This is a genomic window from Streptomyces sp. NPDC005374 (genome assembly GCF_042872225.1).
Taxonomy (GTDB): Bacteria; Actinomycetota; Actinomycetes; order Streptomycetales; family Streptomycetaceae; genus Streptomyces.
Map to the genome: position 1 here is coordinate 293,350 of NZ_JBIAKA010000008.1, position 12,954 is coordinate 306,303.

The 12,954-nt window shown below is 70.9% G+C and carries 12 protein-coding genes; 7 read left to right on the forward strand and 5 right to left on the reverse strand.

Annotated features, from left to right (window positions below; all coding sequences use genetic code 11):
* The first annotated feature begins 191 nt into the window (after positions 1 to 191).
* The 6 genes from ACFYRX_RS22230 (at position 192) to ACFYRX_RS22255 (ending at position 6,247) form a co-directional block, all read left to right on the forward strand.
* On the forward strand, positions 192 to 1,211 hold the full coding sequence (locus tag ACFYRX_RS22230) for a substrate-binding domain-containing protein (protein WP_389102265.1): 1,020 nt from the start codon (positions 192 to 194) through the stop codon (positions 1,209 to 1,211).
* Entirely contained in the window at positions 1,211 to 2,290 is a 1,080-nt protein-coding gene (locus ACFYRX_RS22235; RefSeq protein ID WP_389102268.1) for an ABC transporter permease, read from the forward strand. Before ACFYRX_RS22230 ends, ACFYRX_RS22235 begins: the two co-directional genes overlap by 1 nt.
* 7 nt (positions 2,291 to 2,297) lie before the next feature.
* Positions 2,298 to 3,209: an ATP-binding cassette domain-containing protein gene (locus ACFYRX_RS22240; protein ID WP_389102271.1), complete on the forward strand. Its 912-nt coding sequence runs from the start codon at positions 2,298 to 2,300 to the stop codon at positions 3,207 to 3,209.
* A 1-nt stretch (position 3,210) separates the two neighbouring features.
* Positions 3,211 to 4,113 (forward strand): sugar phosphate isomerase/epimerase family protein, encoded by a 903-nt coding sequence (locus ACFYRX_RS22245; protein WP_389102274.1) that lies wholly within the window; start codon positions 3,211 to 3,213, stop codon positions 4,111 to 4,113.
* 10 nt (positions 4,114 to 4,123) lie between these two features.
* Entirely contained in the window at positions 4,124 to 5,143 is a 1,020-nt protein-coding gene (locus ACFYRX_RS22250; RefSeq protein WP_389102276.1) for a Gfo/Idh/MocA family protein, read from the forward strand.
* A 132-nt stretch (positions 5,144 to 5,275) separates the two neighbouring features.
* Positions 5,276 to 6,247 (forward strand): hypothetical protein, encoded by a 972-nt coding sequence (locus ACFYRX_RS22255; RefSeq protein WP_389102279.1) that lies wholly within the window; start codon positions 5,276 to 5,278, stop codon positions 6,245 to 6,247.
* A gap of 5 nt (positions 6,248 to 6,252) precedes the next feature.
* Here the strand turns inward: ACFYRX_RS22255 and ACFYRX_RS22260 are convergent, their stop codons facing one another.
* From ACFYRX_RS22260 to ACFYRX_RS22280, 5 genes are all read right to left on the reverse strand, one after another.
* Complete coding sequence (locus ACFYRX_RS22260) at positions 6,253 to 7,257, reverse strand: Gfo/Idh/MocA family protein (RefSeq protein ID WP_389102281.1); 1,005 nt, start codon at positions 7,255 to 7,257, stop codon at positions 6,253 to 6,255.
* A complete protein-coding gene (locus tag ACFYRX_RS22265; RefSeq protein WP_389102283.1) occupies positions 7,254 to 8,576 on the reverse strand; it encodes an FAD-dependent oxidoreductase in 1,323 nt (440 codons plus the stop codon). Before ACFYRX_RS22265 ends, ACFYRX_RS22260 begins: the two co-directional genes overlap by 4 nt.
* A 146-nt stretch (positions 8,577 to 8,722) precedes the next feature.
* Positions 8,723 to 9,727, reverse strand: a complete 1,005-nt coding sequence (locus ACFYRX_RS22270; RefSeq protein WP_389102286.1) for a Gfo/Idh/MocA family oxidoreductase — start codon at positions 9,725 to 9,727, stop codon at positions 8,723 to 8,725.
* Positions 9,728 to 9,820: 93 nt separating this feature from the next.
* Positions 9,821 to 10,597, reverse strand: a complete 777-nt coding sequence (locus ACFYRX_RS22275) for an SDR family oxidoreductase (protein WP_389102289.1) — start codon at positions 10,595 to 10,597, stop codon at positions 9,821 to 9,823.
* A 43-nt stretch (positions 10,598 to 10,640) separates the two neighbouring features.
* Entirely contained in the window at positions 10,641 to 11,807 is a 1,167-nt protein-coding gene (locus ACFYRX_RS22280) for a phytanoyl-CoA dioxygenase family protein (RefSeq protein ID WP_389102292.1), read from the reverse strand.
* 107 nt (positions 11,808 to 11,914) lie between these two features.
* Between ACFYRX_RS22280 and ACFYRX_RS22285 the strand changes: the two genes are divergently transcribed.
* Positions 11,915 to 12,931, forward strand: a complete 1,017-nt coding sequence (locus ACFYRX_RS22285; protein WP_389102294.1) for a LacI family DNA-binding transcriptional regulator — start codon at positions 11,915 to 11,917, stop codon at positions 12,929 to 12,931.
* Positions 12,932 to 12,954 lie beyond the last annotated feature (23 nt).

The following is a 12,954-nucleotide window of genomic DNA, read 5'->3' on the forward strand; positions in this document are numbered from 1 at the left end:
CTTACATTCGGACCTGCTCGTGAAATGATGTCTTAACAAAGTATTGACAGCGGACGCGCTCGGGGATTGGATTCCGTCCCAACGCAACTGCGTGATGTCGCGACCCCCGACCCGGAACTCCGAGGTCCCGGGCCCTGGATCCACCCCCTTTCCCGACGTTCTCCCCGTCGCACAGTGAGGTGCAAGGAAAGATGGACCGCTCTTCTCTCTCCCGATCGCGGAGATTCGCTCCCGCCGTAGCCCTGGCCGCGGCCGCGGCCCTGACGCTCGCAGGTTGCTCCAGCAGCTCCGGCGGCAAGAAGTCCGAGGAGAGCTCGGACGGCGCCTCGGCGGGCAAGGCCACCACCCCCCGGATGACCATCGCGCTGGTCACCCACCAGTCGCCCGGCGACACCTTCTGGGACATCGTCCGCAAGGGCGCCCAGGCCGCCGCCGACAAGGACAACGTCAAGCTGGTCTACTCGGCCGACCCGAGCGCGGGCGGCCAGGCCAACCTGGTGCAGAACGCCATCGACCAGAAGGTCGACGGCATCGCGATCACCCTGGCCAAGCCCGACGCCCTCAAGGACGTCGTGGGCAAGGCGAAGACGGCCGGCATACCCGTCGTCGGCCTCAACTCCGGTGTCAGCGACTGGCAGAAGCTCGGCCTGATGGAGTTCTTCGGCCAGGACGAGACGGTGGCCGGTGAGGCGCTCGGCAAGCGGCTGAACGAAGAGGGTGCCAAGAGCACCGTCTGTGTCATCCAGGAGCAGGGCAACATCGGCCTCACCCAGCGCTGCGACGGCGTCAAGAAGACCTTCAGCGGCAAGTTCCAGACGCTGAACGTCAACGGCGCCGACATGCCGTCGGTGAAGTCGACGATCACCGCCAAGCTCACGCAGGACAAGTCCATCGACTACGTCGTCGCCCTGGGTGCGCCCATCGCGCTGACCGCGTCGCAGGCGACGTCCGACGCGAGCAGCAAGGCGAAGATCGCCACCTTCGACCTCAACAAGGACCTGACGACCGCCATCAGCAAGGGCACCATCGCCTTCGCCGTAGACCAGCAGCCCTACCTCCAGGGCTACCTGGCCATCGACTCGCTGTGGCTCTACAAGAGCAACGGCAACTACATGGGCGGTGGCGAGCAGCCGGTGCTGACCGGCCCGGCCTTCGTCGACAAGTCCAACGTGGACGCGGTGGCCAAGTTCGCCGCGAAGGGCACCAGGTGATGGGTATGACCCAGCACGCCGAGCCGGCGGTGAGCTCACCGCCGGCCCCCGGCCCGGGCACGGCGAAGGACGGGCGGACCGCTGAACGGCCCCTGGCGCTGCGCCTGTTGGCCCGCCCCGATGTGGGTGTCTTCCTGGGTGCCATGGCGGTGTGGGTGTTCTTCCTGATCGCCGCGCCGCCGGTCCGTGAGGGCCACTCGATGGCGACGATCCTGTACCAGTCGTCGACGATCGGGATCATGGCCCTGCCGGTCGCGCTGCTGATGATCGGCGGGGAGTTCGACCTGTCGTCCGGCGTCGCGGTCATCACCTCGGCCCTCACGGCCAGCATGACCGCCTTCCAGCTGACCATGAACGTGTGGGTGGGCGTATTCGCGGCCCTGATCGTGTCGTTGGCGGTGGGCCTGTTCAACGGCTGGATGGTGGTCAGGACCGGCCTGCCCAGCTTCCTGGTCACCCTTGGCAGCTTCCTGATCCTGCAGGGCGCCAACCTCGCCGTCACCAAGCTCGTCACCGACAACGTCGCCACCGACGACATCAGCGACATGGACGGCTTCGGCCAGGCCAAGAAGGTCTTCGCGTCGTCCTTCGACGTGGGCGGCGTCCAGATCAAGATCACGATCGTGTACTGGCTGGTGTTCGCCGCGATCGCCACCTGGGTGCTGCTGCGCACCCGCTACGGCAACTGGGTCTTCGCGGTCGGCGGCAACAAGGACTCCGCCCGTGCGGTGGGTGTGCCGGTGACCTTCACGAAGATCTCGCTGTTCATGCTCGTCGGCCTCGGTGCCTGGTTCGTCGGCATGCACAACCTGTTCTCCTTCAACACCGTGCAGTCCGGCGAGGGCGTGGGCCAGGAGCTCATCTACATCTCCGCGGCCGTGATCGGCGGCTGTCTGCTGACCGGCGGCGCGGGCTCCGCGATCGGCCCGGTGTTCGGGGCGTTCATGTTCGGCATGGTCCAGCAGGGCATTGTCTTCGCCAACTGGAACCCGGACTGGTTCAAGGCCTTCCTCGGCGTGATGCTGCTCGGCGCCGTCCTGATCAATCTGTGGGTCAGCCGCACCGCGACCCGGAGGTAACCCAGCTATGACCACTGAAGAAACCGGCATCCACGGCGCCGTCCTGGCCGACGAGCCCCCGCGGAACGACGGGGTGATCGTCGAGCTGCGCAACGCCGGCAAGTCCTACGGCAACATCCGCGCCCTGCACGGAGTGAGCCTCGAGGTGCGCCCCAGCCAGGTCACCTGCGTGCTGGGTGACAACGGCGCCGGCAAGTCCACCCTCATCAAGATCATCTCCGGGCTGCACCAGCACACCGAGGGCGAGTTCCTCGTCGACGGCGTCCCGGTGCGCTTCTCCACCCCCCGCGAAGCCCTCGACAAGGGCATCGCCACCGTCTACCAGGACCTCGCCGTGGTCCCGCTGATGCCGGTGTGGCGCAACTTCTTCCTCGGCTCCGAGATGACCAAGGGCCCCTGGCCCGTCCGCCGTCTCGACATCGAGGCGATGAAGAAGACCGCCGACCACGAACTGCGTGAGATGGGCATCGTCCTGGACGATCTCGAACAGCCCATCGGCACCCTCTCCGGCGGCCAGCGCCAGTGCGTGGCCATCGCCCGCGCCGTCTACTTCGGCGCCCGCGTCCTCATCCTGGACGAGCCGACCGCGGCGCTCGGCGTCAAGCAGTCCGGCGTGGTCCTCAAGTACGTGGCCGCCGCCCGCGACCGCGGCCTCGGGGTCATCTTCATCACCCACAACCCGCACCACGCCTACATGGTCGGCGACCACTTCAGCGTGCTGCGCCTCGGCACCATGGAACTGTCCGCCTCCCGCGAGCAGATCACCCTGGAAGAACTCACCAACCACATGGCGGGCGGCGCCGAACTCGCCGCTCTCAAGCACGAGTTGTCCCAGGTCCGCGGTGTCGACACCCAGGCGCTCCCGGAAGAGGAGGACCTCGCCGCCCCCGTGGCCGGCGGCGGTGAGGGGAAGTCCTGACATGGCGGCCTCCCTGGACCGCATCCGTGTCGGTTCGGCCCCCGACTCCTGGGGCGTCTGGTTCCCGGACGACCCGCGGCAGGTGCCCTGGGAACGCTTCCTGGACGAGGTGGCCGAGGCGGGCTACTCCTGGATCGAGCTGGGTCCGTACGGCTATCTGCCGACCGACCCGGCCCGGCTCACCGACGAGATCGCGAGGCGACACCTCAAGGTCTCGGCGGGCACGGTCTTCACCGGCCTGCACCGCGGCCCCTCGGTCTGGGAATCCACCTGGGAGCACGTCAGCCAGGTCGCCGCGCTCACCCAGGCCATGGGCGCGCGGCACCTCGTCGTCATCCCGTCCTTCTGGCGCGACGACAGGACGGCCGAGATCCTGGAGCCGCCGGAGCTGACCCACGAGCAGTGGGCCCATCTGACCAAGGGCATGGAACGCCTCGGCCACGAGGTGAAGGAGGTGTACGGCCTGGACATCGTCGTCCACCCGCACGCCGACACCCACCTCGACACCGAGGACCACGTCGAGCACTTCCTGGACTCGACGGACTCCGACCTCGTCAACCTCTGCCTGGACACGGGCCATTACGCCTACTGCGGCGGCGACAGCGTCAAGCTCATCGAGACGTACGGCGAACGCATCGGCTACCTGCACCTCAAGCAGGTCGACCCGGGGATCCTCGCGGACGTCGTCAAGAACGAGGTCCCCTTCGGCCCGGCCGTACAGCGCGGGGTGATGTGCGAACCGCCGTCCGGCGTACCTGAGTTGGAGCCGGTCCTGGTCGCGGCCCAGCAGCTCGGCGTCGAGCTGTTCGCCATCGTCGAGCAGGACATGTACCCGTGCGAGCCGGACCGGCCGCTGCCGATCGCGGTACGCACCCGCACGTTCCTGAGGTCCTGCGGCGCCTGAAAGGACGATCATGACCGAGCGAGGCACCCTGCGCGTCGCCGTGGTCGGCACCGGCAAGATGGGTGCCGACCACGTCCGCCGTATCCACGAGACCGTCAGCGGCGCACGGGTGAGCGCTGTCGTGGACGTGGACGCGGAACGCGCCAAACAGATCGCGGCCCGCGTCGAGGGCTGCACCGCCTACACCGACCCGGCGTCCGCGATGGCGGCGGCCGACGTCGACGCCGTCCTGATCGCCTCGCCGGGCCCCGCCCACGAGGCGGCGCTCCTCGAGGCCTTCGCACACGACCTGCCGGTGCTGTGCGAGAAACCGCTCACCCCCGACGCGGCGTCCGCCCTGCGCGTCATGGCGGCCGAGCGGGAACTGGGCCACCGGCGCGCCCAGGTCGGCTTCATGCGGCGCTACGACGCCGAGTACATGAAGCTCAAAGCCCTGCTGAACACCGGTCAGTTGGGGCGGCCGCTCATGCTGCACAACCGGCACCGCAACGCCGCGAGCCCGTCCTTCTTCACCAGCTCCATGCTGATCAGCGACTCCGTGGCCCACGAGGCCGACGTGACCCGCTGGCTGCTCGGACACGAGATCACGGCGGTCACGGTACTGCGCCCGACGCCGTCGGCGAACGCCCCCGACGGCCTCCAGGACCCGCAGTTCGTCGTCTTCGAGACCGACGGCGGCGCCCTCTCCGACGTGGAGATCTTCGTCAACTGCGGCTTCGGCTACCAGGTCCGGGCCGAGGCGGTCTGCGAACGCGGCACCGCCCGCATCGGCGACGGCCACGCCCTGGTCACCGACATGGCCGGACGCTGGGGCGGCACCATCGCCCAGGACTTCGTCGAACGCTTCGCCGACGCCTACGACCGCGAGGTCCAGGCCTGGGTCGACACCACCCGCCGGGGCGAGGTCACCGGCCCGAGCGTCTGGGACGGCTACGCCGCGGCCGCCGTGTGCGAGGCGGGCGTACGCTCGCTGGACGAGGGCGGCCGGGTGACGGTGGAACTCGTCGAGCGGCCCGAGCTGTACGGCTGACTTCCGGCCGTACGGGAGGAGTTCCGCGAAGTTCCCCCATGCTCGTTACGTACAGGGGGAATCGCGGCATCGGCGTGACCCGCTGTGCAACCATGACGCGGCTGTCCCCGGCGGGGCGGCGAGGGGGTGCGTATGGGACTCGTACGGATACTGCTGCCTTTGCCGCGCGCGGCGGCCCGGTTGGCTCCGGCACAGGGCGGACCGCTGCTCGGGGCGGTGCTGCTGCACTGCGTCATGCCCGGCTGGGTTCTGCTGTGGATACCGTCGGCGGCCCGGAGGCTCGCCTGGGCCGAGGAGGCGGTCGCCGTGTACGGCTCGCTGCCCGGCCGGACCGACGGGCTCTGCCGGGCCCAGGCGCTGCGGGCCTACGCGCTCGTGCTCAACAACCGCGAGGAGGAGGCGTGCGAGGCCGCCGACGCCGCACTGGCCCTCCCGGACGCCCGGCTGTCACCGGCGCTGACCGCGTTCGTCACCCATCAGCGCGCGCAGGCGCTTCTGGGGGCCGGCCGGATCGACGAGGCCGTGACGGCCGCCCGGGAATCCGCGGAGTTGTACCGCGCCCGGTCCGCCCCGGGGCGCCGGGAGCGGTTGTTCGGCACCCTGCCCGGCGCGCTGCGGACATACGGTCTTGTGCTCGCCGCGGCGGGCCGCCGGCAGGAGTCCGTGGCCGTGTACGAGGAGTGCGCCGCGCTCCTCGCCGCCATGTCGCTGCGGGAGTCGGCACGCGTGGCGCTGGTGCGGCCGCGAGTCCTGGCCGAACTGGTCGGCGGGCTGGTGGCGTTGGAGCGATACGAGGACGCACTCGGCGTGGGCCCCGAGGCCAGGGAGGCCGCGCGGGGCGCCATCGCCTGGTCCGTGCCCGCGATCATGCTGCCGCTGCGGGTCCGGCTGCTGATCGACCTCGCCCGCTGCCACAGCGCCACCGGCGACCCGGCGGAGGCACACGCCTGCGCCGCGGAAGCGGTGGCCGAGGCCCGCAGACCGCACGGGGCGGCCGAGCTGCCGGCGGCGCTGGACTGCCTGGCCGATGTGCTCGGCCAACTGGGCCGGACGGAGAAGGAGTTGAGTGCCCGGCGCGAGCTGGCGGAGCTGCTCGAGACGTAGGTGCGTCACCTGACCGACCGCGGCCGCGGCTCGAACCCGGCCTCCCGGTAGGCGGCGTCGATCAGCGTCATCGTCGACACCGCGTCGTCCGCGTCCAGCGGCAGCGGCGCGCCCCCGCGCACCCGGTCCGCGAACGCCTCCAGCTGGTAGGTGTACGACGACCGGGTGCCGAGCCGCTCGGTGCGCTCGCCGTCCGCGGTACGCACCACGACCCGGTCGTCGCGCTGCGGCAGCACGAAGTTCGGCGCGAGCACCTCGCCCCGTGAACCGGTGATCCGGCAGCTCATCTCCAGCCGGTCGTACGCCATGTGGCAGCGCGCCGACCCGGTCGCACCGCCGGGGAAGGCCAGGTCGGCGTCCAGCCACTCGTCCACCCCCGGCGCCGCCGCCCGCTCCCCGCCGCGCGCGGCGACCAGCCGCGGTGCGCCGCCCGCCCACGGGGCCAGCATGCGCAGCGCGTGCAGGCTGTAACAGCCCAGGTCCATCACGGCACCGCCGGCCAGCGGCAGGGACCAGCGCGGGTCGGTGTCCGGTGGCGCGGGGATCGCCACCAGGGCCTCGACGTGCCGCAGTTCGCCGATCTCACCGCTCTCGAGGATCTCGTGCAGCCGCCGGGTGACCGGGTGGAACAGGTAGTGGAAGGCCTCCATGAAGACCGTCCCTGCCTTCGCGGCCGCCTCCCGCACCTCCGCGGCCTCCTCGGCGTTGCTCGCCGACGGCTTCTCGCTCAGGACGTGCTTGCCGGCGGCGAGTGCCGCCAGGTTCCACGGTCCGTGCAGACCGTTGGCGAGCGGGTTGTAGACGACCTCGACCTCGGGGTCGGCGATCAGCTCGGCGTACGACCCCGCCACCCGCTCCACACCGTGCTCCGCCGCGTAGGCCTCGGCGCGGGACCGGTCGCGCGCGGCCACCGCGACGACCCGGTGACCCGACGCCCGGGCCGGGCCGATCAGCGAGCTCTCGCTGATCCGCGCGGCTCCCAGCACTCCGATGCGCAGCGGTTCGCTCATGTCTGCGGTTCCTCCTCGATGGTGGCGGGACGGTGGTCCTGCCGGGTCAGTGTGCCCCGCACGGGCGGGAAGTGGCGGCGCGCGAGATCCTGGGCGTGGGCGACCGCGCACTCGACCAGTTCGAAGGCGGGCAGCGCGCCGACGTGGAAGGTGCGGTTACGGCCCTGCAGCGCGTCGAGCCGGTCCAGGGCCCCGTCCCTGAGGTCGTCGCCGCCGAAGTGCGGCATGAACGCCCACTCACGCCGCAGTCGCACCTCGCCCAGACGCCCGCCGAGCGCCGTGACGTCCCCCCGCAGCAGGGCGGTGGCGTCGTCGGGGCGGCCGTAGGAGTAGAAGGTCCGGGTGTCGCTGTCCGGGTAGCGGTGGTGGTACGAGACACAGTGACCGGCACTCGCGCGGCTCGCGGTGTGGCCGGCGAGGAAGTAGAAGGCGTCCTCGGGCAGGCCGGACGCGTCGGCGAGGGTGGTGCGGTACGCGTTGCTGCGGATCCGCGCGGCGAGGTCGCGCTCCTCGGCGGTGGCGTCCAGGGCGGGCAGGATCCGGTCCGGTGTGACGGCGAGGACCAGGTCGTCGGCCTCGACCGGGCCCGAGTCGGTGCACACCCGCACCCCGTCCGCGCCCCGCACGACCGACGTCACGCGCACCCCGCACCGCACGTCCTTCAGCTCCTCCGCGACCCGCCGCCACAGCGAGCCGAACCCGCCCATGACGGTGAAGTCGCCCGGGTGGCCCCGGAGTTCGGGTCCGGGGTCCAACAGCCCCGTCATCTCGACGTACTTGACGAAGTACAGAGCGGGTATGTCCTCGTCGAGGTGGCCGTATCCGGCTGCCGTGTACCCGGTGCCGAAGGAGTCGGCCATGGACGTCAGTTCATGTTCGGCGAGCCATTCGGTCACCGGAGCGGCGAGCGCCGGCGCCGAGTGGGCGAGCCCGGGTTCGGCGATACGGGGGAACTCCCGCTCGCGCAGCGCCCGGTAGCGCTGGAGGGCGCCGTCGCGCAGGAACTCCATCGACTGCCGGACCGCGCGCCCGTCGGTGTCGAGGACGCGGTAGCGGCTGGTGCGCTCCGTCTCCAGGCCCGTCTCGGTCAGCAACCGCGCGATCCGTTCGTATCTGTTGGTGCAGATATGGCCGCCGAGGTCGTAGGCGCGCCCGTCGACGTGCACGCTCTGGCACTTTCCGGCGACCGTGGCCTGCTCCTCCAGGACGGTCACCCGGTGCCCGGCCCGCTCCAGTTCACGGGCGGCGGCGAGACCGCCCGGTCCGGCGCCGACGACGGCCACGGTTCGGGGTCCGGCGGTGTCGCGTAACTCCTGCATGGTCGTGACTCCTGGATCGGTCGGGCGTGGGAGGCTCTCATGGTCGTACGGAGAGATCACGTGACCGTAAACGGGCGTCGGGGGCGGAGCGTTCACACACCTGTGTCCCGGGCCCAAGTGCGATGGCCCGGGACACAGGGCAGGGCTCAGGCGGAGCGGACCTCGGCGATCGTCACCGGGCGGTGCTCGTGCAGCGACAGCGTGCACGCCTCGGCGATCCAGCCCGCCTCCAGGGCGTCCGCGATCGTGCACGGCGAGGGCCGGGTGCCGGCCACGACCTCGGTGAACGCGGTGAGTTCGGCGCGGTAGGCGGCCGTGAAGCGGTCCATGAAGAAGTCGTGCGGGGTACCCGCGGGGAAGGTCACACCGGGCTCGACCGAGCGCAGCGGCAGCTTGTCCTCCAGGCCGACCGCGATGGAGTCCGTGAAGCCGTGGATCTCCATGCGGACGTCGTAACCCCGGGCGTTGTGGCGGGAGTTGGAGATCACCGCGATGGTGCCGTCGTCGAGGGTGAGGATCGCGCCGGTGGTGTCGGCGTCGCCCGCCTCCTTGATGAAGTCGGCGCCCCGGTTGCCGCCGACGGCGTACACCTCGACGACCTCGCGGCCGGTCACCCAGCGGATGATGTCGAAGTCGTGCACCGAGCAGTCCCGGAAGATGCCCCCGGAGGCGGCGATGTACGCGGCCGGCGGCGGAGCCGGGTCCAGCGTCGTCGAGCGCACGGTGTGCAGCTTGCCCAGCTCGCCGGACTGCACGGCGGCCCGCGCGTTGACGAAGCCGGTGTCGAAGCGGCGGTTGTAGCCGATCTGGATCGGCACGTCACTGCCCTCGACGGCCTTGAGGACCTGGACGCCCTCGCTCATGTGCTTGGCGACGGGCTTCTCGCAGAACACGGGGATGCCGGCCTCGACACCGGCCAGGATCAGCCCCGGGTGGGCGTCGGTGGCCGCCGCGACCACGATGCCGTCCACGCCGGCGGCCAGCAGGGCCTCGGGCGAGTCCACGACCTCGCCGCCGAACCGCTCGGCGGCCGACTTGGCGGCCTGCGCGAAGGGGTCGGTGAGGACGAGCGACTCGACCACGTCGAGTCCGGAGAGGGTCTCGGCGTGGAAGGCGCCGATGCGGCCGAGGCCGAGGATTCCGATGCGCATGAGGGTGCAGCTCCTAGAAAGCGGTACGTGCGAGCGGTTTTTTCGAGGGCACCCCAGTGAGCGGGGAGCGGGGAGAGCGGGGGAGGGGAGGGGTCAGTCGAGGCCGCCGAGGACGTTCTGGTCCCAGTCGATCACCGATCCGGTCACCACGCCCGACCGGTCGGACAGCAGGAGGACCACGAAGTCGGCGATCTCGTCCGGCTGGCCGAGCTTGCCCATGGGGAGTTTGGCGGCGGCCTCGTCGAGCCAGTCGTCACCGGCGCCGTGGAAGGCCTTCTGGGTGGCGTCCTCACCCTCGGTCGCCGTCCAGCCGATGTTGAGGCCGTTGATCCGCACCCGGTCCCACCGGTGCGCGTGCGCGGCGTTGCGGGTGAGCCCGATCAGGCCGGCCTTCGCGGCGACGTAGGGAGCGAGGAACGGCTGCCCGCCGTGCGCCGAGGACGTGATGATGTTGACGACCGTGCCGGGCGCCTTACGGCCGACCATGTCCGCGACCGCCGCCTGCATCGCGAAGAACGGCGCCTTCAGGTTGATCGCGATGTGCTGGTCGAACAGCTCGGGCGTGGTGTCGAGGAGCGTGCCCCGGGAGGTGAGTCCGGCGGAGTTCACCAGGCAGTCGACCCGGCCGTACGCCTCGACGACCGAGGTGACGGACGCCTTGGCCTGTTCGGCGTCGGCGAGGTCGGCGCGGACGAACAGCGCCTTGCCGCCGGCCTCCGCCAGCTCGGCCAACAGCGCCTCACCGGGCTCGGGCCGACGGCCGGTGACGGCCACGAGGGCCCCTTCACGGACGGCTGCGCGGGCGATGGCGGCACCCACGCCCTGACTGCCGCCGTTGACGAGGACGACCTTGTCGTCGAGAAGTCCCATGAATGTGCCAGTGCCTTTCGGATGGTGTGCGACTCGTGCCGGGTCAGCTCGTGCGCCGGTCGGCGCCTGCCCGCAGCGCGTCCCTGAGTACTCGCGCGTTCCAGCCCTCGGCGAGCGCGAGCCGTACGAGGTCCGCCTGCGAGGGCGGGGCCAGGCCGTCGACCGGCGGGTCGCTGTCGAGGTTGGTGGGGAAGGGGTAGCCCTCGGCGCTCGCGGCGATCACGTTGTCCAGCCACTGCGCGTCGGCGCCCTCGGCCCTGCGCCGCAGCAGCACCGGGTAGACGGCGTTGGACACCGCCTCCCGGTCCACGGTCTCCATGGCCCGCCCGAAGGCCGAGGACACCTGGAGCAGGTTGACCATGCGCCGCACGTTCGTGGTGCGGTTGGTCCCGGCCGCGTGGAACAGCGCCGGGTTGAAGAAGGCGGCGTCGCCCTTCGCGAGCGGCAGCTGGACGTGGTGCTCCTTGAAGTACGCCTGGAACTCCGGCCGCCGCCATGCCAGATAACCGGGCTCGAACATCTGCGAGAACGGCAGGTACAGCGTGGGCCCCGAGTCGACCGGCATGTCGCAGTGCGCGACGGCGCCCTGGAGCGTGAGCACGGGGGAGAGCCGGTGCACGTGCGCCGGATAGGCCGCGGCGACCTCGTCGGAGAGGAAGCCGAGGTGGTAGTCGCGGTGCACGGTCTGCGCGAGGCCGCCCGGGTTGACCACGTTGACCTGCGAGGTGACCTGGTAACCGGGGCCGAGCCAGGCCTCGCAGACCAGGGCGAGGACGGGATCGGCGTAGTAGTCGGCGAACGCCGAGGGGTCGTAGAGGGCTGCCTTCTCCAGCGCGTTCCACACCCGCTCGTTGGCGCCCGGCTTCGCGAAGTGGTCGCCGGCGGTCGTGCCCGCCGCGTACTGCTCGCGGATCAGTGAGTCGAAGACCTCGGTGAACCGGTCGACCACCCCGTGGTCGGCGAACGCCCCCCGGAAGATCACCACCCCGGGGCCGTCGGTCAGGGCCCGCACCAGCTCCTCCTGCACCTCCCGGCGGTCCTCGACACCGAGGACCCGCTCGGCGTCGTACAGCAGGACGTTCCGCTCCACGCCCGAGGCGTGCGGGTAGTCGGCGGGGTCGGCGGTCCGCTCGACGAGCGTGCGGAACGAATCGAGGTCGCAGTCCTGCGAGGACAGCCAGGCGCGGCGGTGTACGGCGGTGAAGGACATCGACGTCCTCTCGGTGACAGGGGCGACTCAGCGCTGTCATTCTTGTCATGACAAAGGCGTCGAACAACCAGCAGGCGGCCATCAAAAACCCCTCAAGGAGCACACACGTGGGACACCCGTTCCCGATCCGGGAAATCGCACGTCAGGCGGGGCTGAGCGAGGCCACCGTCGACCGGGTCCTGAACGGCAGGGGAGGCGTCCGGGAGAGCACGGCCCGCGAGGTCCAGCAGGCCATCACCGACCTGGACCGGCAGCGCACCCAGGTCCGGCTGGTCGGCCGCACCTTCATGATCGACATAGTGATGCAGACGCCGGAGCGCTTCTCCACGGCCGTGCGCGCCGCCCTGGAGGCCGAGCTGCCCGCCCTGCACCCCGCCGTCCTGCGCTCCCGCTTCCACTTCCGCGAGACGGGCCCGGTGGCGGAACTGACGAAGATCCTCGACCGGATAGCGCGCCGGGGCTCCCAGGGCGTGATCCTCAAGGCCCCGGACGTCCCCGAGGTCGCCGCGGCCGTCGGCCGCCTCGCGGAGGCGGGCATCCCCGTGGTCACCCTGGTCACCGACCTGCCCTCCACGGCCCGTCTCGCCTACGTCGGCATCGACAACCGGGCCGCCGGCGCGACGGCGGCGTATCTGACGGGCCAGTGGCTCGGCGACCGCCCCGGCAACGTCCTCACCAGCCTGAGCAGCGGCTTCTTCCGCAACGAGGAGGAGCGCGAGATGGGCTTCCGCAGCGCCATGCGTACCCGGCACCCGGATCGCACGCTCGTCGAGATCGCCGAGGGACAGGGACTGGACGCCACACAGTACGACCTCGTCCGGGCCGCCCTTGAGCGGGATCCGGAGATCCGCGCGGTGTACTCGATCGGCGGCGGCAACATCGCCACCCTCCGGGCCTTCGAGGATCTGGGCAGGGAGTGCGCGGTGTTCGTGGCCCACGACCTGGACCACGACAACGACCGGCTGCTGCGCGAACACCGGCTGTCCGCAGTGCTCCACCACGACCTGCGGCAGGACATGCGGGAGGCGTGTCACATCGTGATGCGGGCGCACGGGGCGCTGCCGCCGGCGGGGCCGACGATGGCCTCGCCGATCCAGGTGGTCACGCCGTACAACATGCCGTAGTCCACCTCGCTCCCCTCTCCGTC

Coding starts and splice junctions, on each gene's coding strand:
- ACFYRX_RS22230 (WP_389102265.1), top strand. CDS start 192: ATGGACCGCTCTTCTCTCTCCCGATCGCGGAGATTCGCTCCCGCCGTA.
- ACFYRX_RS22235 (WP_389102268.1), top strand. CDS start 1,211: ATGGGTATGACCCAGCACGCCGAGCCGGCGGTGAGCTCACCGCCGGCC.
- ACFYRX_RS22240 (WP_389102271.1), top strand. CDS start 2,298: ATGACCACTGAAGAAACCGGCATCCACGGCGCCGTCCTGGCCGACGAG.
- ACFYRX_RS22245 (WP_389102274.1), top strand. CDS start 3,211: ATGGCGGCCTCCCTGGACCGCATCCGTGTCGGTTCGGCCCCCGACTCC.
- ACFYRX_RS22250 (WP_389102276.1), top strand. CDS start 4,124: ATGACCGAGCGAGGCACCCTGCGCGTCGCCGTGGTCGGCACCGGCAAG.
- ACFYRX_RS22255 (WP_389102279.1), top strand. CDS start 5,276: ATGGGACTCGTACGGATACTGCTGCCTTTGCCGCGCGCGGCGGCCCGG.
- ACFYRX_RS22260 (WP_389102281.1), bottom strand. CDS start 7,257: ATGAGCGAACCGCTGCGCATCGGAGTGCTGGGAGCCGCGCGGATCAGC.
- ACFYRX_RS22265 (WP_389102283.1), bottom strand. CDS start 8,576: ATGCAGGAGTTACGCGACACCGCCGGACCCCGAACCGTGGCCGTCGTC.
- ACFYRX_RS22270 (WP_389102286.1), bottom strand. CDS start 9,727: ATGCGCATCGGAATCCTCGGCCTCGGCCGCATCGGCGCCTTCCACGCC.
- ACFYRX_RS22275 (WP_389102289.1), bottom strand. CDS start 10,597: ATGGGACTTCTCGACGACAAGGTCGTCCTCGTCAACGGCGGCAGTCAG.
- ACFYRX_RS22280 (WP_389102292.1), bottom strand. CDS start 11,807: ATGTCCTTCACCGCCGTACACCGCCGCGCCTGGCTGTCCTCGCAGGAC.